This window comes from Paenibacillus cellulositrophicus (genome assembly GCF_009363095.1).
Lineage (GTDB): Bacteria > Bacillota > Bacilli > Paenibacillales > Paenibacillaceae > Paenibacillus_AQ > Paenibacillus_AQ favisporus.
Genome location: NZ_CP045295.1, coordinates 1,500,175 through 1,517,384, shown reverse-complemented (window position 1 = coordinate 1,517,384; position 17,210 = coordinate 1,500,175). Strand labels below are relative to the sequence as shown.

Annotated in this window: 9 protein-coding genes; 7 read left to right on the top strand and 2 right to left on the bottom strand. The window is 58.4% G+C overall.

The window, feature by feature from the left end:
* Positions 1-149: 149 nt before the first annotated feature.
* Complete coding sequence (locus GCU45_RS06965) at positions 150-1,274, top strand: hypothetical protein (protein ID WP_152398457.1); 1,125 nt, start codon at positions 150-152, stop codon at positions 1,272-1,274.
* A gap of 192 nt (positions 1,275-1,466) precedes the next feature.
* Here the strand turns inward: GCU45_RS06965 and GCU45_RS06960 are convergent, their stop codons facing one another.
* Both GCU45_RS06960 and GCU45_RS06955 read right to left on the bottom strand, forming a co-directional pair.
* A complete protein-coding gene (locus tag GCU45_RS06960) occupies positions 1,467-1,787 on the bottom strand; it encodes a MazG nucleotide pyrophosphohydrolase domain-containing protein (protein WP_116229490.1) in 321 nt (106 codons plus the stop codon).
* Positions 1,788-2,195: 408 nt separating this feature from the next.
* Positions 2,196-3,287 carry a hypothetical protein gene (locus GCU45_RS06955; protein WP_341874545.1) on the bottom strand — a complete coding sequence of 364 codons (1,092 nt, stop codon included), beginning with the start codon at positions 3,285-3,287 and terminating at the stop codon, positions 2,196-2,198.
* Positions 3,288-3,559: 272 nt separating this feature from the next.
* On the opposite strand from GCU45_RS06955, the gene GCU45_RS06950 reads away from it, so the two are divergent.
* The 6 genes from GCU45_RS06950 to GCU45_RS06925 all read left to right on the top strand — a co-directional run bounded on the left by GCU45_RS06950 (position 3,560) and on the right by GCU45_RS06925 (position 17,209).
* Entirely contained in the window at positions 3,560-3,985 is a 426-nt protein-coding gene (locus tag GCU45_RS06950; protein WP_152398456.1) for an SRPBCC family protein, read from the top strand.
* A 2-nt stretch (positions 3,986-3,987) separates the two neighbouring features.
* The gene (locus tag GCU45_RS06945; protein WP_145131670.1) at positions 3,988-4,365 is read left to right on the top strand and encodes an ArsR/SmtB family transcription factor; all 378 of its coding nucleotides are present in this window, start codon (positions 3,988-3,990) and stop codon (positions 4,363-4,365) included.
* A 302-nt stretch (positions 4,366-4,667) separates the two neighbouring features.
* Positions 4,668-8,198: a helicase-exonuclease AddAB subunit AddB gene (addB, locus tag GCU45_RS06940; RefSeq protein WP_152398455.1), complete on the top strand. Its 3,531-nt coding sequence runs from the start codon at positions 4,668-4,670 to the stop codon at positions 8,196-8,198.
* Entirely contained in the window at positions 8,179-12,249 is a 4,071-nt protein-coding gene (gene addA / locus GCU45_RS06935) for a helicase-exonuclease AddAB subunit AddA (protein WP_152398454.1), read from the top strand. Before addB ends, addA begins: the two co-directional genes overlap by 20 nt.
* A 333-nt stretch (positions 12,250-12,582) precedes the next feature.
* The gene (locus GCU45_RS06930; RefSeq protein ID WP_152398453.1) at positions 12,583-13,755 is read left to right on the top strand and encodes an exonuclease SbcCD subunit D; all 1,173 of its coding nucleotides are present in this window, start codon (positions 12,583-12,585) and stop codon (positions 13,753-13,755) included.
* A gap of 1 nt (position 13,756) precedes the next feature.
* Positions 13,757-17,209 (top strand): AAA family ATPase, encoded by a 3,453-nt coding sequence (locus tag GCU45_RS06925; RefSeq protein ID WP_152398452.1) that lies wholly within the window; start codon positions 13,757-13,759, stop codon positions 17,207-17,209.
* Position 17,210 lies beyond the last annotated feature (1 nt).

The following is a 17,210-nucleotide window of genomic DNA, read 5'->3' as shown; positions in this document are numbered from 1 at the left end:
ACCTTTCCGTGATGGACGGAAAGGTTTTTTTGTTTTCGCAGCGGCAAGCTCGTCTGAAAGAGAAGCAAGCGTAACCTTCGGGGGACTGTTAGCGTCTAGGAAATAAGACGTTCCAAAAAAAGGGATTCAGCACAAGACGGGGTGACGTAATGAAAAAAGCAATCATCGCATTAACCTTACTGATGATGTTACCAATCGCCGCCTCAGGCTGCGCCTCACCAGCTGCCAACCATTCGGAAGGGTGCTGCACATACCCGGTTAGCCAAACGGGGCCGGGGCAATATCGGGACGCTGCAGGCTTTTCGAATTTAGAACAGAAAGCCATCGATCCGATCGGTGTGCGGGAGCCGTTCTATGGCGTGCGCCTTCTGAACCGGGACGGAACGACCGTTCAGGAGTGGCCGCTAGATTCCTTATCATCGTATCAACCCGTTTGGGACGATGAGGAGGAGCATGGGCCCGGGATGCTGGTGTACAGCTTGAATGGCAGGCTGCCTTCGATTTTGCAGCAGAACGGTTCGATAAGCGTGCTATCCCAGCCGAAATGGGCGCCGCCTCAGGTGGAGTTTACGAACGACTTTGGGTTAAATGTTCAATATGCGGACCGGCTTGCCAAGCACGAGATTTATGCCGTCAATGGCCATTTGAAGCTGTACCGTGTAAATACCCGATCCGGAGTGTCCCAGGAGCTGTACGAGTCCGCCCGGCCGGTCTACGGTATAGCGGCATCACCTGACAACGACCGTGTGGCGCTGCTGGTCGCTTCGGACGACACGTTTGGTCCGGATGCCGACTTGATTGTGCTGGACCGGGACGGGAACCAGCTGCTCCACATTCCGAGAGCGAGCTATTTGTCACACAGCGACGGATTCCTGTTTATTTATCCTTTAGCCTGGAACGATAACGAGACCGTTACGGTCCCTGTTGACGGATATAAGGAGGGCCGAACCCGTGGCGTTCTTCATATCCGTCTGAACCGGGAGGGGGCGTCCTACGAAGCCGATCCAAAGCTGCCGGCCGCGGCCAGGCGAATATTAGCTCAGCACGCAAGGGTCGCAAAGGAAACGGACATCACCAGCTTTACCGCCGTATCCGGGAATCCCTCCGGTTTGTATGCGGTCCAACTGGCCAATCGTGACGTATGGATTGTCGATATTCTGAAAGGGAAGGCGCTCAAAGCCGGCGTCGGCTATCCGCTGCGCTGGACGAAGGATAATCGGCTGTGGCTGGCGGCCAACCGCTCGGAGCTGCCGGTCTATTACAGCGGTATGTAATATGCCATGCGAGGCAAAATGATGATGAATTCGATGATCCGCGTATCATTTATCCAAACCCCGAACACCAAAGTGTTAAAAATCCCTTCTCGCCGGATGCGAAAAGGGATTTTTGAATTTTTACCCAGGCTATATAAACAGTGTGCTTTTTTCAATTCCAAGGCTAAAGCTCTCGCTTTGTCCGGGTTACCCTCATTCCTGCTTATAGCGATGGACCAGCTTGTCCCGGTGTGAAGCAAAAATGTCCTCCAGTCCGATGTCGTATTTGTTGGCGATCACAATCAGATTCCCCAGCACGTCGCCAAGTTCTTCCACAAGCTCCTGCTTATGCTCGTCATACGTACCCACGGCCTCATCCGGCCGGTCCCGGCCGATTTCAAGCGCCCGAATCGCCCGGGCCACTTCGCCGGTCTCCTCCGCCAAAAAGCCGATCCGGATAAAGATATCGAGCTCCGACCAGCCCCGCTGTTCGTAATACTCCTTGACCCACTGCTGAAATGCGTTCACATCCACAGTTTCCGCCTCCTCATGCAATTCATGTTCTAGTGATAGGCACTTCTATAAGTATAAGGGATGGAGGCAATGGGTTGGTGTGTTATTCAAAGGCTGGATTGAGGGCAAAAACCATGATTTATATCTAGGTACACATTAAATAGACTGAAAAATCCCCTTTATCATCGATTGCGCGATATTATTTTGCGGGAGTATCAGCCAGGAGGAGATCCGGCGTTACTTGCCCGATTGGGGTGTGCCCCGGGAAGTCCGGTACGACTGGATGGTACATTACGAGATCAAGGAAAACGAGCGATGGTACAAAATCCAGAAGTAACACGGGCCGCATATGAAAAGCAGGCTGGTTGCTGCAACTTGTGGTGATTGGGCACACCGCTTACTGTAAAAAGCCAATAGGCTGCTAGGAGATCACATGGAACGGCGGGTAATTTCAGGGTTGGACGCCATGATCGTTTCCGCCGCGCGCCACACCTCCGGCAAAAAGTCGATGACTGCAGCGGCACGTGTGCTGAAGTCCTGGACGGAGTGAAAGCCGAGATCGGCCAGAAATGCTTCCAGACCGGGTGCAAGCTCTTTTTGCACATTCGGATCGCTGTCTGCGGCGAGAATTTTGTGACAGCGCGCGAAGGTGGCGCCCATCCAAAACACCGCCTCACGGTGGAGTCCTTGTTCAATTAACGTTATGCTCCCGTCGATGGCGATAGGGCGGGAAACCGGGGAAATGTCGCTGCTGAAGAAAAAAGGCGTTTTGGCGGCGGCAGCCGCGGTGTCGAAGGTCCGCTCGAGCGACCTGACATGCTGCATCGCCCGCTCCGGCTCCAAATCGGCACAGCCGAGATGGCGAAGCAGCTCGGGGTACAGCGAGTTCAGTCCATAATCTTCCAATACGCCACGGACGGCTGCGTAACGGAGCCGCACCGTCGGGTTTTTCAGGGCGGCGAGCAGCAGCACATGCGTGGTGATGCCCGTAGGGAAGAGCCAGGATGTGAACAAGTCATGCAGCGGCAGGGACAAGTCGAGGCCGAGCAGAGACCGTTTGATTTGCTGCAGGACGTTTTCGCACCGCTGCCGCACCCAGACCTCATCGGCAAAATGCCGGGATACTTCTGAATACAGACGATGCAAATGGCCATGGGGATCGGAGATGATCGTATTCACCCGGAACGGGCCTGCCAGATGGTGCGAGACGAGCACCTTTTGCACCGAGGACAGCTCGGATAGGGAGATGTACGAGCCTTCGATCAGGGTATCCCGATATATGAACTTACCCGGTTTTAACGGCGGCTCCGCCAGTTCGGACACGACCATCACGTCGATATCGGAGCTTGGAGACATAGAGGCATCTTCCGGCATTCCGATCGTGGAACCCGTGAAATAAGCGCCCATAAATCCTTTTTCCTTTGAGGCTTGGTGCATCACCCAGTCCGCTGCAGCGGCTCTTGCCGAACCGACCGTCCCGGGCTGATTTTCAGGCGAGCTTGAAGAATCCTTGATATCCACCGTATTTCCTCCCTTTGCCTTAAAGTGGGAACGTCCTCATTATAGAATGTCAGGTGAAAAATGGTAGACTGTTTGTTTTTGCAAATATGAGCTATAATAGCAATATAAGGAGCCGAAAGGCTCCTTTTTTCGTTGGATTCCGGCTTACGGGCCGCAGAAGGACAAGGGATTGACATGAAACCAAAAGGTTTCGTATAATCTATGTGAAACCAAATGGTTTCGCATTCGAATGTAAACCGGGTTGATTGACTGCATAATGGAGGTACTTATACATGGAAAATTCAACAAACAATGCTTTGCCTGATATCCGCCACACCGGTGTATTCCAGGCTCCGATCCAGAAAGTGTGGGAGGCGGTGGCGACTCCCGAAGGGCTGTCCGCTTGGTTCATGCCCAATGACATGCAGCCCATCGTAGGCCACGAATTTCACATTAATGCCGGTCCGTACGGCATGTCGCCGTGCAAGGTGACCGAAGTGGATCCGCCGCACCGGCTGGCGTTCCGCTGGGGCAAGGACTGGACGCTTTCTTTCGAGCTGAAGGAGCTGGACGGCAAAACGGAAGTAACGCTCATCCACTCCGGCTGGAGCGCGGACCAAGTGACCGAGTTCAACCAGCCGCACACGATCGTGCGCGAGACGATGGACCAAGGCTGGGCCGGACTCCACCAGAAGCTGGGCAGATACGTCGAGGCTTAAGCATGACGGCGACTGCGTCCAAGCACGACGTGTTTCAGGCCGTGGCCGACCCGACCCGGCGCCAGCTGCTGAAGCTGCTGTCCGATCAGGAGATGCCCGTGACGGTTCTCAGCAGCCATTTTCCGATGAGCCGGACGGCGGTTTCCAAGCATCTGCGGATTCTGTCGGAGGCAGGACTGGTGAAGGAAAGGAAGGTCGGCCGCGAGACGAGGTACCGGCTGGATCCGGGGCCCTTGCAGGAGCTCAAGGATTGGTACTCCTATTTTGAACGCTTTTGGGAGAACAAGATGGCAGCCCTGCAGCACTTCGTGGAGTCGGATGGTTCCGAACGCTTCCCTGCCCCGCTGACCCTTGTGGAAAAGGAGAAGGAACAAGATTAGCCGGTGATTCAATCGCTCTATACTGAACCATGATCCCTGCATGATGGCCGGAAGGCTGGAAACTAGCATTCGTAAAAAACTAGCGAAACAAGAGACAGCGGTACAAGAGGATCACCTCCTCCTGTACCGCTGTTTGGCATACCGGGAAACGGCGTTCCTTCGGGTTGAGCGTATCGGATAATTGCAAAAAACGGCAAGTGCCTCCTTTTTACAGTTCCGCAAACATACGTTCTTTTCAAAAAAGGTTGTGTTATACTTAGATTTAATAGTTTTCGAGGTTTACATACGAAGGAGGCAACACCATGTCGGTTCATTTTCTGATCGGACGATCCGGTAGCGGCAAGACGACGGCGATCCTAAGCGAGATTACGTCCCGGCTGCAAGCAGAGCCTAAGGGCAGCCCGCTGATCCTGCTCGTTCCCGAGCAGGGCTCATTCCAGGCGGAGCACAGCCTGGTATCATCGGGCGCTGTCAAAGGCAGCGTCCGTGCGCAGGTTCTCAGCTTCCGGCGCCTGGCGTACCGGGTGATGCAGGAGACCGGCGGGTCGGCGAGAGTCGGCATCAGCGAAGAAGGCAAAAAAATGCTGCTGTACAAAATCATTCAGCGCCGCAAAGAGGAGCTGAAGCTGTTCGGTGCCTCCGGTGACCAGCTGGGTTTCATAGGCAAGCTGAACGAGCTGTATACCGAGCTCAAGCGGTACTGCGTAGATTCCGCCGTGCTGGAAGAGCATTTAACTCAGCTGACGGAGCAGAAGGCGGCAGCGCCGATCCTGCGCTATAAGCTGGAGGATTTATGGACGGTGTACCGCGACTTTGAACAGGAAATATCACCGCTTTATATAGATGATGAAGATACACTCGTCGCTTTGGCCGAAGGGATTCGCCGCTCGTCTTATGTCAAAGGTGCGGACGTATGGATCGACGGCTTCCACGGGATGACTCCGCAGGAATACGGGGTTGTTCGCGAGCTGATGGCCCATGCGTCATCGGTCACCATTGCGCTCACGCTGGACAAGCCGTACCACGGCAGCATGCAGCCGCATGAGCTGGACCTGTTTCACCCGACCGCCACGACTTACATCAAGCTGAGAGGAATGGCCGACGAGCTGGGCATCGAAACGAACGATTCGATTCTGCCGGCATCGGACCTGCCCAAATTCCGCCTCAGCCCGCGGCTTGCTCATTTAGAGCGCGGTTATGACCGGCGGATTCCCTGGAAGGGGCAGGAGAAAGATCAGGTTCAGGAGACCGAAGGGATTTCCCTCTATGCGGCCGAGAACCGGCGCACCGAAGTGGAAGGGGCTTTGAGGGAGATGCTGCGCCTGGCCAGGGAGGAAGGCGCGAGATACCGCGAAATGGCCGTGTTCGTCCGTAATTTGGGCGATTACGAGCATTTGGTGGAACCCCTGTTCCGGGACTACGGCATTCCGTTCTTTCTCGACCAGAAGCGAAGCGAGCTGCACCATCCGCTGGTGGAGTTTATTCGTTCCGCATTGGATGTCGTGCGCCGGAACTGGCGGCATGAGGACGTATTCCGCTGTATCAAGAGCGACCTGCTGCTTCCGCTGGACGGGTCGCTGGGGCGGGAGGATATGGACGTGCTCGAGAACTACGCTCTCGCCTGCGGAATTCAGGGATACCGCTGGACGGACGGCCGCCCGTGGAAAGCCGTTCCGAGCCTGTCCCTAGAGGAAAACGGCGGAGAGCGACGCAGATCCGGAGAGCAGCTTCTCAGCCTGATGGAGCACTGCCGGAGGGTGGTCAGCGAGCCGCTATTGGCATTCGGCAAGCGGGTGAAGAAGGCGGGCAGCGCCGAGGAGCTCAGCACAGCGGTCTTCCGTCTGCTCGAGGAAGCCGACATTCCCGAGAAGCTGGACCTGTGGAGCCGCGAAGCGCTGGAGTCCGGGCGTCCGGAGGCGGCGAGGGAACACCGCCAGCTGTGGGATGCGGTCCTGGAGCTGCTGGATCAGATTGTGGAAATGATGGGTACGGAGAAGATGTCCTTCGAGCTGTTTGCCGGCATTCTGGAAACGGGGCTGAGCGAACTGAAGCTGGGCCTGGTTCCGCCTGCGCTCGACCAGGTGCTGGTCGGCAATATGGACCGGACGCGGACAGGTGGCGTAAAGTACGCGTTTCTGCTCGGCGTCAACGACGGAGTCATCCCGGCCGTGTTTCAGGATGACGGGGTGCTGACCGAACAGGAGCGCTCCCTGCTGTCGCAAACCGGAATGGAGCTGGCTCCTGGCATTTCGCGCAAGCTGCTCGACGAACGTTTCCTGATTTACAACGCCTTGACCTCGGCCAGCCGGCATGTATGGGTCAGCTATCCGGCCGCAGACGATGAGGGCAAGGAGCTGCTGCCGTCCGAAGTGGTGCGGCATGTCCGCAAAATGTTCCCCGGTCTGCCGGTTCGCCGCCTGTCGGCGCAGCCATCGGCAGAGCAGCGGGAAGAAGAGCTGCTTGCGTATTTGTCCCACCCCCGCCAGAGCCTCAGCCATTTGATCATTCAGCTGCGCAAATGGAAGCAGGGCGCGGAAATCCCGCAGCTGTGGTGGGATGTGTACAACTGGTATATCCGGGAACGGGAATGGAAGGGGCCGCTGGATATGCTGCTGCGGTCGCTGTTTTACCGCAACGATACCCGCCAGCTGGAGCCGCAGACCAGCCGCAGGTTGTACGGTGCCAAAATCCGGACGAGCGTATCCCGCATGGAGCGGTTCGTTGCCTGCCCGTTTTCGCACTTCGCTTCACACGGGCTGAAGCTGCGCGAACGGCAGCTGTACCGCCTGCAGGCGCCGGATATCGGCCAGCTGTTCCACGCGGCGCTGACCCAAATGGCCCTGCGGCTGCAGGAACAGAAGCGGAGCTGGGGAAGCCTGACCGCCGAAGAGTGCCGGCGCGAAGCGGAAACAACAGTGGAGCGTCTCGCTCCGATGCTGCAGGGAGAAATTTTGATGAGCAGCAAGCGCTACGGCTACATTTCGCGCAAGCTCAAAAACATCGTAAGCCGCGCCTCTGTCATTCTGGGCGAGCAGGCACGGCGGGGGAGCTTTGAGCCGGTCGGCCTGGAGCTGGATTTTGGCCCGGGTAAACCGCTGCCTCCGCTGACCTTCTCCCTTGAGAACGGAACGGTGATGGAGGTCATCGGGCGAATCGACCGGGTGGATATGGCCCAAGGCGAAAACGGACTGCTGCTGCGCGTAATCGATTATAAGTCCGGACAGAAGGACCTGCGGCTTCATGAGGTGTACTACGGCTTGTCCCTGCAGATGCTGACCTATCTGGACGTGCTGTTGACCTATGCGGAGCACTGGCTGGGCAGCAAGGCGCTGCCGGCGGGAACGCTGTATTTTCACGTGCATGATCCGATCCTGCAGTCGAGCAACGGGCTGACGATGGAGCAGGCGGCGGAAGAGCTGCTCAAACGGTTTAAAATGAAGGGGCTGCTGCTGGCCGACCGCGACGTCATATCCAAAATGGACGCATCTCTGGACAAAGGCAATTCATCCATCCTTCCGGTTGCCGTCAAATCGGACGGAAGCTTCTACAGCTCCGCATCGGTCGCTACGCCGGATCAGTGGGACACGCTGCTGTCATCCGTCAGGGACAATATCACCCGGATCGGAACGAGAATTACTGAAGGGGACGTGGACATCGAGCCTTACCGCATCCAGCAGGAGACGGCATGCACGTTCTGTCCGTTCAAGCCAGTGTGCCAGTTTGACGAAAATGTCGAGGGCAACCATTACCATTTGCTCGGCAAGCCAAATAAATCGCAGGTATGGGAAATGATGTCCAGCAGCCAAGGAGGAGATGCGCATGATCGAAATTGAAAAGCCGGCAGGCAGCATGTGGAGCGACGATCAGTGGAAGGCGATTTCGCTTCACGGCGATCACATTCTGGTCGCGGCGGCGGCAGGCTCAGGGAAAACGGCTGTCCTGGTCGAACGGATCATCCGGAAAATTTTGAATGAGGAGCAGGGCTTCAGCGTGGACCGGCTGCTTGTCGCCACGTTCACTAAGGCGGCTGCGGCCGAGATGCGTGAGCGCATCCGCGACGCGCTGGACCGGCAGCTGGAGAAGGATCCTGAGAATACCCACCTCCGGAGGCAGCTGTCCCTGCTCGGGCGTGCTTCCATCACGACGCTTCACTCTTTCTGTCTTGAAGTGATCCGCAGGTACTATCAGATGATCCCGATCGATCCGGGGTTCCGGATCCTGAACGAGAATGAAGCCGTACTGATGCGCCAGGAGATCCTGGAGGAGCTGTTCGAGGAGAAATACGGGGAGCAGCCGCAGGACAGCGATTTTATCGCGCTGGTGGATTGGTTCAGCGGTGAGCGTACGGATGATGCCGTCTACCATTTGGTGCAGAGGCTCTATGATTTCTCACGAAGCCACTCCTGGCCCGACCAGTGGCTGCGGGATATGGCTGATTCCTTTTTGCTGCCGGATACGGCAAGTCTGGGCGAAAGCCAGTGGGTCAAGAGCATCCTTCAGGATGCGCGGCTGGCGCTTGCCGGGGCCGAAGGACTGCTGGAGCAGGCCCGGCGCCTGACGCTGCTGCCCGGAGGACCGGGGCCCTATCTGGATAATCTGAACGCGGATCTGGAAGTGGTTCAGTCGCTCAGGGATGCGCTGGACAAGCGTCCGTGGGACGAGCTGTTCGAACGCTTTCAGACGGTGTCGTTCAGCAAGCTGAAGAGCTGCCGCAAGGAGGAGACCGACCCGGCATTGCAAGAAAGGGTCAAGGAGCTGCGGGAAGCGGTCAAGAAAACGGTGCAGGATCTGAAGGGGGCGCTTTTCGGCCGGCCGGCCGATGCGTTTCTGGCCGAGCTGCACCGGGCGGCGCCGCTCATGAAGGAGCTGGCGGAGCTCGTCATTGAGTTCGGCGACCGCTATCTTCTTGAAAAGCAGAGAAGAAACGCGGTGGATTTCAGCGATCTGGAGCACTACTGCCTGCAAATTTTGCGCCACCCGGATTCGGTGCCGGGTCAGCCGCTCCCTTCGGACGCGGCCATGGAATATCAGGAACAGTTCGACGAGGTGCTGCTGGACGAGTATCAGGACACCAACAGCGTGCAGGAAGATATCGTCAGACTGATTTCGCGCGAGCTGCCGGGGAACCGGTTCATGGTCGGCGACGTCAAGCAGAGCATCTACCGCTTTCGCCTGGCGGAGCCGAGCCTGTTCTTGGACAAGTACCGGAGGTATGCTTCCGCCGAGGGCGGCGGCATCCGTATCGACCTTGCCCGTAACTTCCGCAGCCGGCTGGAAGTGGTGCATGCGGTGAATATGGTGTTCCGCCAGCTGATGAATGAGACGGTGGCGGAGATCAGCTACGATGAGCGGGCGGAGCTCGTTTACGGAGCTTCTTATCCGGAAGCCCAGCCTGAAGGGGCATCAGGGCCGTCTCCGTACGTTCCGGAGCTGGTGCTGATCGACAAGGCCAGAGGCGGGGAAGCGTCCGAGGAGGAGCCTCAGGACAGCGACAACGGAGGTCTGATCCAGGAGAGCGAGGCCGCCGAAATGGAGACGGCTCAGCTTGAGGCCAGAGCGATTGCCAAAAAAATACGCGCGCTCTTGGGTGACACATCGCCTAGGCCGATGCAGGTGTTCGACAAGGAGACCAAAGCGATGCGGCCTGTCCGTTACGGCGACATGGTCATCCTGCTTCGGTCCGCCTATATCTGGGGGCCGCTGATCATGGAGGAGCTGCGCCAGCTCGGCATCCCTGCCGACGGCGAGCAGAATCAGGGGTATTTCCAGGCGACCGAAGTGGAAATTATGCTGTCCTTGCTCCAGATTATCGATAACCCCCGACAGGACATTCCGCTTGCAGGCGTGCTGCGCTCGCCGATCGTCGGCCTGACCGAGGAAGATCTGGCACAGGTCCGGTTATGCGGAAAGGGTACGTTCTATGAGGCCGTCATGGCCGCTGCAGGTGGGACGGTTCCCGCGTCTGCGGAGCCTGGAGATTCAATTTCGATTCCGGACGAAGAAGGGACGCTCCCTGCCTACGCTGAAAGTGCCGCCGCCCTGGAGTGGGCGGAACAAACGGAAGCAGTGGATGAGGAATTCAGCCTCTCTCCGGAACTGCAGCGGAAGCTGGCAGGGTTCCTGGCTTCGCTGGAACGCTGGCGAAATATTGCCCGTCAAGGCGGTCTGGGGGATCTGATCTGGCTGCTGTACCGGGAAACGGGATATTTGGATTGGGTAGGCGGCCTCCCCGGAGGAATGCAGCGGCAGGACAATCTGAAGGCGCTGCACGACCGGGCGGTCCAGTTCGAACAGACGACGTCTTCCCGCGGGCTGTTCCGCTTTTTGACGTTTATTTCCAGACTGCGTGACAACGGATCGGATTTGGGCGGACCAGGCACGGCTGAAAGCCGGGACAACGCAGTCCGGATTATGACAATTCATAAGAGTAAAGGCCTCGAATTTCCGGTCGTGTTTTTGGCAGGCATGTCCAAAATGTTCAACCAGCAGGATTTGAACGCATCGTTCCTGATGCATAAGGAGCTTGGTTTCGGACCGAAATTTGTGGATACCGAGAAGAGGGTCAGCTATCCGACGCTCCCGAACCTGGCCATCCGCCGCCGTTCCCAGCTGGAGCTGCTGGCCGAGGAAATGCGGGTGCTCTACGTCGGCCTGACCCGGCCGAAAGAAAAGATGATCTTGATCGGGACGGTGAAAGATCTGGAGAAAAAGGTGTCCTCCTGGGCCCAGGTGCAGAGCCGGCCGGAGCTGATGCTCCCCGATTACCTCTTGGCAAGGGGCAGAAGCTACTTGGACTGGGTCGGGCCAGCGCTGATCCGCCACCCGGCGGCCGCCAAGCTGCGCGAGCTCGGCGGTTTGGAAGGCGAGACGGCCTCCGCGCTGGAGAACGATCCGGCGGATTGGCGCATTTCGATCCTCTCTACGGAGGACCTCACGCTGGCGGCGCTTGGGGGCTGGGAGGAAGCGGAAGAATCGACGCCGGAGCGCCGCCGCAAGCTGCAATCGTTACTTCGCAGAGAGACGGTATTCCCGGGCAGCGATGCGCCGGATGGTGGTTCTTTCCTGTCACCAGACCAAATATCTGCCCGGCTGAACTGGCAGTATCCACATGCTGCCGCCAGCCGGCTCTCGGCCAAAACGTCCGTGACCGAAATGAAAAAGCTGCTTGCCCTGCAGGACGGGCCGACCCTGGACTGGGTCGAGGAGACCCGGGTCCAGCAGGAGCACAGCTTGCCTGCCTCCCAGCAGACAGGTACGCTTGCCCTGCGCCGGCCCAAATTTATGGAGCAGAGCCGGATGAGTCCTACGGAACGGGGAACGGTGTACCATACCGTCATGCAGCACATACCACTTGACGCGGGAATGGTAGATTTGCAGGTCGTGGAAGCGACGCTGCAGCGATTGGTCGACCTGGCGATCCTTACAAGCTCGCAGGCGGAGATCGTGGAACGGGAGCAAATCGCCTCCTTTTTTGACAGCGACATCGGCAAGAGACTGCAGTCGGCGGAGTGGGTGTCGAGAGAAATGCCTTTCAGCTACGGTCTTCCGGCTCATGAGGCACACCAAGCGCTGCTTGCGACTGAGCGTTTTAGCGAGGGGAACATCATACCGATGAAGGCATCGGATGCAGAGACCCGGGCTTCGGACGAAGTGGTGCTCATTCAAGGGATCGTCGACTGCCTGTTCCGTCAGAACGGAAAATATGTCATCGTCGACTATAAAACCGACCGGGTTCTGGAACACCGCGGCGGAATAGCCGCTCTGACGGAGAGCTACCGGTTCCAGCTGGAACTGTACGCCCGGGCGCTGGAAGATATATTAGGTGAGGCGGTCCAGGAGAAATGGCTGTACTTTGTGGATGCCAAGCAGTCCGTCTTGCTGTAACGGAGTGTTCAAAGCTCATATATATTTAAATTAAATATGACATGTGTTTTTTGATTTGGTATATCTTCGATTGGATAGGTTTCTTCGGTTGATAGATTTCTTGATCTGATCGTTTTTTAAAAGTTTGATCGTTTTATAGAATCGATATTTAATAGAGTCGATAGTTTAATAGAATCGATTGTTTAATAGAATTTGATTGTATTCTTAGACGCGATCGGGTTTAGGAATGGATCGTTGGTTAGGTGTTTTCATTTTTAGGTGTGACCCATACACGGCATGAATCCGTCTGGGTTCACGGCTTGCGCGAAAGCAAGTTCAGGAGGGAGAAGCAGGATGCGCATACTTCATACGGGTGACTGGCACTTTGGACGAACGCTCGAGGGCCGGAGCCGGATGAAAGAGCAGGAAGATTTCGTTGAGGAACTGGTCCGGATTGTACACGATCAGAAGATTGATCTGGTCATGATGGCCGGGGATGTCTATGATTCGGTCAATCCGCCGGCGGCAGCGGAACAGCTGTTTTATGAGGCCGCGGCCCGGCTTACGGAAGGAGGGACGCCGCTCGCGGTTATTGCGGGCAACCATGATCAGCCCGAGCGGGTTTCGTCGGTAACGCCGCTGGTCGCCCGGCAGGGAATCACGCTGGTCGGGCTTCCCGTGGCCGAAGCCGTCACGGTTCAAGCGGTCCGGACCGGGGAGATCGCCAAGATTGCGGCGCTCCCTTATCCGTCCGAAGCCCGCTTAAATGAGCTGCTCGCCGCCGAAGGCGACGAAGAGGAGCTCCGCCGGGCATACAGCGCCCGCGTAGGCATGCTGATGCGGAAATTGGCGTCAAGCTTTACGCCCGAGACTGTCAATTTGGCTATGAGCCACATTTACGTGCTAGGCGGCGTGGAAAGCGACTCGGAACGGCCGATACAGGTCGGAGGCGCGTATACGGTGGACCCATCGGCGCTAGCGGTTGGGGCGCAGTATACGGCGCTTGGCCACCTGCACCGGCCTCAGGCGGTCAAGGGTGAGGGAATGATCCGCTACAGCGGGTCCCCGCTCGCCTACAGCTTTTCCGAGGCCGGTCAAGCGAAGTCCGTTTCCATCATCGATGTGGCCCCGGGACAGCAGCCCGTATTGGAGGAGGTCTATTTGTCCTGCGGCCGGCCGTTAATCCGGTGGAAAGCAAAGGGTGGACTGGAGGAAGTTCATCGCTGGCTGGATGAAGGCAGGGATGCGAACGGTTTTATCGATTTGGAGATTTCGCTGACCGAAGCCATGTCTCTTGGGGATATTCACAGGCTGCGCAAAAGCCACGAAGGGTTCGTACATATCCGTCCCGTGTATCCCGAGATGGAACAGGTCGAGGTGGAGTACAGCCGGTCGAGACTGCCGGTGCCGGAGCTGTTCCGGAAGTTCTACCAGCGCCAGACCGGAGGAGCCGAGCCGGATGATGCGCTCGTTGAATTGTTCCTTGCGCTCACTTCGGAAGACGCAGAGGTAAAGGAGGAAGCGTAACATGAAGCCGATCACACTGAAGTTGTCGGGTCTGCAGAGCTATCGCGAGATGCAGCAGATCGATTTTGACGAGCTGTGCCAGATGGGGCTGTTCGGTATTTTTGGACCGACGGGCAGCGGCAAATCGACGCTTCTGGATGCGATGACCCTGGCTCTGTACGGCAAAGTCGAACGTGCGGTGAACGGCACGCAGGGCATCATGAACCATTCGGAAGATGCACTGTACGTCTCCTTTACCTTTGAACTCAGTTCTGCGGACGGACCGAAGCGGTACAGAGTGGAGCGCCGTTTTAAAAGAACTAACGAGCTGTCGGTCAGCAATACGGTTAGCCGGTTTATCGAAGTCACCGCGGAAGGTGAAACGGTTATGGCAGACAAGCTGGCAGAAGTCACCCGCTGCGTGGAAGACAAAATCGGTTTGAAAATGGAAGATTTTACGCGGGCCGTCGTCCTTCCCCAAGGGAAGTTTGCCGAGTTTCTTTCGCTGAAGGGCAGTGAGCGCAGGCAGATGCTGCAGCGCCTGTTCCATTTGGAAAAATACGGCGACCTGCTCGCGCAGAAGCTCAGCCGGCGGGTGAAGGACAACGACGCTGCGCTGAAGGAAGTGGAGGCGGAGCAGCAAGGCCTCGGCAGCGCAGGCGCGGAAGCGGTGGACGAAGCGAGGAACAGACTCAAGGAAGCCGCCTTGGAGGCGGAGGCCTCGCGGCTGAAGCTGCGGCAAATGACCGAGGAGGCCGAGAAGGCCGGCAAATTCAGGGAGATGCAGCTGGAGAAGGAGCGGCGTGAACAGGAGCTCCACCGGCTTTCCGCCGAAGAAGAAGCGATTGCCCGGCTTGAGCGCCGGCTGGGACAGTCTGCCGCGGCCCGGGCGATCATGCCTTTGTATACGCAGTGGACGGACAGCAGGCAGGAATGGGACAAACGCAACCGGGAGGCGGAGCAGCTTCAGACGAAGGCTGAGGCAGCGGACACGGCGGCCCTGGAGGCCGCTGCTGCCGACGATGCGTCGCACCGGGAGCTTGCCGCTGAGGAGCCGAAGCTGCTGCAGCGCCAGGAACAGCTGGAGCAGGCGGTACTGCTGCAGCGGGAGCGGGACGAGCTGAAGACTGTGCTGCAGCAGCTGGCCGAGCAGCGGTCAAAGACGGCCCATGAAAGCAAGGAACGGACTGAAGCTCTGGCCAAGGAGCAGGAGCTGCTCGCCAAAGGGCTCAAGCGGCAGTCCGAGCTGCAGGAAAGCCTGAAGGGGCTCGAAGTGAAGGCGAAGGACCGCGAACGGCTGAATAAGGCGATGCGGCACGTTCAGCAGCTGGGAGCAAGCGAGCAGCGGCTGCGGAGCGCTGAGGTTGAATTGAAAGAGCATGGCGAGAAGCAAAGCAGGGCCGAAGCGCTGTTGAAGCAGGCTGCGCAGGAGCGGGAGCAACATCTGCAGGAGCAGAAGCGGTTCGCGCACGCGGTTTCGGCCCATATGGAGCAGGTTCTGGGCCATGACAGCCGGATGGAGGCGGCGTTGTCCCGCCTCGATCAAGAAGAGGCGCTGGTCCGTTCTTCCTCCAAAGAACGGGAACTCCACGCGCTTTCGCTGGCGCTGGCCGCCGAGCTGCGCCCGGGAGAACCGTGTCCGGTATGCGGCTCATCCCATCATCCGGCACCGGTATCTCCGGATCATGGTGCGCCCGGTGCGGATGACGGTCTGCTGGAACTGCTGCGGCTTCTCCGCCAGCAGCTGCAGGAGCTGCGGCTGAGCGGGCGCCAGCTTGTACATGAGACCCGGAGCTTGCTGGAATCGTACGAGCCCGGGGTCCAGGTAGGGGCAGAGGTTCCCTTCAAGGCCGGTTCTGGCCCGCTGGAAGGCGCAGGCGAAGCGGCCGCTGCCCTCGAGCTGGTCTCGGGTCCGCAGCAAGTAGAGCCATTTTCCAGGTCCGCGTGGGAATCCCGGATCCGGAAAATGGAGGAGGACGCCGAAGCGTTGGCATCCTCCACGAGACAGCTTCAGCGCGAGCATGCCGCGCTGAAGGAGCGGGGGGAAGCGCTGAGCGCGCTGCAGGTGAAGCGGACGGCTGAAATCGAGTCGCTTCGGGAAGCGTTCGCCAAGCTGGGCGACCGATTTGAAACGGAGAAGCGGGAATACCTTAGGCTTCAGGAGGAGTGGCGCCGAGAGCTTCCGGACCTTCAGCCGGAGCAGGCGGACCGCTTGTCAGCGGAAATCCAGCAGAAGGATACGCAGGCCGAAGAGATCCGCGAACGGCTGCAGATCAGCATCCCTTTTATCGAGGAGAAAACGGCCTTGGTCCAATCGCTGGAGCGGCAGATCAACGATCTCGACAAGTCGCTCATTCAATGGGATGCCCAGCTTCAGGGCAAACAGGATTTGCTGGCCGAGAAGGAGCGGCGCCTTCAGGCCTGGGTCGGAAGCGATTCCGCCGACCGGCTGCTGGAAGGCTGCAAGCAGCGCTTGCTCTCCCTTCGGGAAGCTGCGGCGCGCTCCAAAGAGAAGCGCCAGGCAGCCGAGCAGCTTAAGCATGAAGCAGCCAAAGCGGCGGCGATGGCCGCCCAGGCGGCGGAATCCGCGGAGGAGCACTGCCGCAAGGCGCAGGCCCGCTGGGACGAGCAGTTGGCGGCTTCTCCGTTCGCCACATCGGAGGAAGTGGCTGACGCCTGCATGCCGCCTGACGAAGAAGTGCACAGCGCGGAGCGGGTCCGGCTGCACCGCGAACGGGAGCAGGAGATCAAGGTGCAGCTCCGCCATTTGGCAGAACAGCTGGACGGCCGCGGCGTGACCGAAGAAGAGTGGCAGCGGATCTCCGAGGAGCTGGATGCCTGCCGGGAGCGCGATGAGACGGCGCTTCAGCAGCGGGCAAGGGCGGAGCGGGACCTGGACGACGTGGAGAAGCGTCATGTCCGCTGGTCGCAGCTGGAGAAGATCCGCAAACAGCGGCAGCAGGAAGCCGAGAAGCTCTCCAAGCTGCAGTCCTGTCTCCGGGGCAATGCCTTCGTCGAATACATTGCCGAGGAGCAGCTGATGCAGGTCAGCCAGGCAGCTTCACAGCGTCTGCGCTTCTTGACCAAGCAGCGCTATGCGCTGGAGGTCGATTCCGGGGGAGGCTTCCTGATTCGGGATGATGCCAACGGCGGGGTGCGCCGTCCGGTGTCCACCCTGTCCGGAGGCGAGACCTTCCTGACCTCCCTGTCCCTTGCGCTGGCCCTGTCGGCGCAAATTCAGCTTCGGGGCCAATATCCTTTGCAGTTTTTCTTCCTTGACGAAGGATTCGGGACGCTTGATCCCGAACTGCTTGATACGGTAATCACTTCTCTGGAGAAGCTGCATAACGATCATTTGTCGGTCGGAATCATCAGCCATGTGCCCGAGCTGCGGGCCCGCCTTCCGCGCAAGCTGATCGTGGTGCCTGCTGAGCAGGCCGGCGGCGGTTCGCGGATCGTTCCTGAAACGCTTTAGG

What these genes read in the sequence shown, in the direction of transcription:
- GCU45_RS06965 (WP_152398457.1), top strand. Translation starts at nt 150, where the DNA reads ATGAAAAAAGCAATCATCGCATTAACCTTACTGATGATGTTACCAATC.
- GCU45_RS06950 (WP_152398456.1), top strand. Translation starts at nt 3,560, where the DNA reads ATGGAAAATTCAACAAACAATGCTTTGCCTGATATCCGCCACACCGGT.
- GCU45_RS06945 (WP_145131670.1), top strand. Translation starts at nt 3,988, where the DNA reads ATGACGGCGACTGCGTCCAAGCACGACGTGTTTCAGGCCGTGGCCGAC.
- addB (WP_152398455.1), top strand. Translation starts at nt 4,668, where the DNA reads ATGTCGGTTCATTTTCTGATCGGACGATCCGGTAGCGGCAAGACGACG.
- addA (WP_152398454.1), top strand. Translation starts at nt 8,179, where the DNA reads ATGCGCATGATCGAAATTGAAAAGCCGGCAGGCAGCATGTGGAGCGAC.
- GCU45_RS06930 (WP_152398453.1), top strand. Translation starts at nt 12,583, where the DNA reads ATGCGCATACTTCATACGGGTGACTGGCACTTTGGACGAACGCTCGAG.
- GCU45_RS06925 (WP_152398452.1), top strand. Translation starts at nt 13,757, where the DNA reads ATGAAGCCGATCACACTGAAGTTGTCGGGTCTGCAGAGCTATCGCGAG.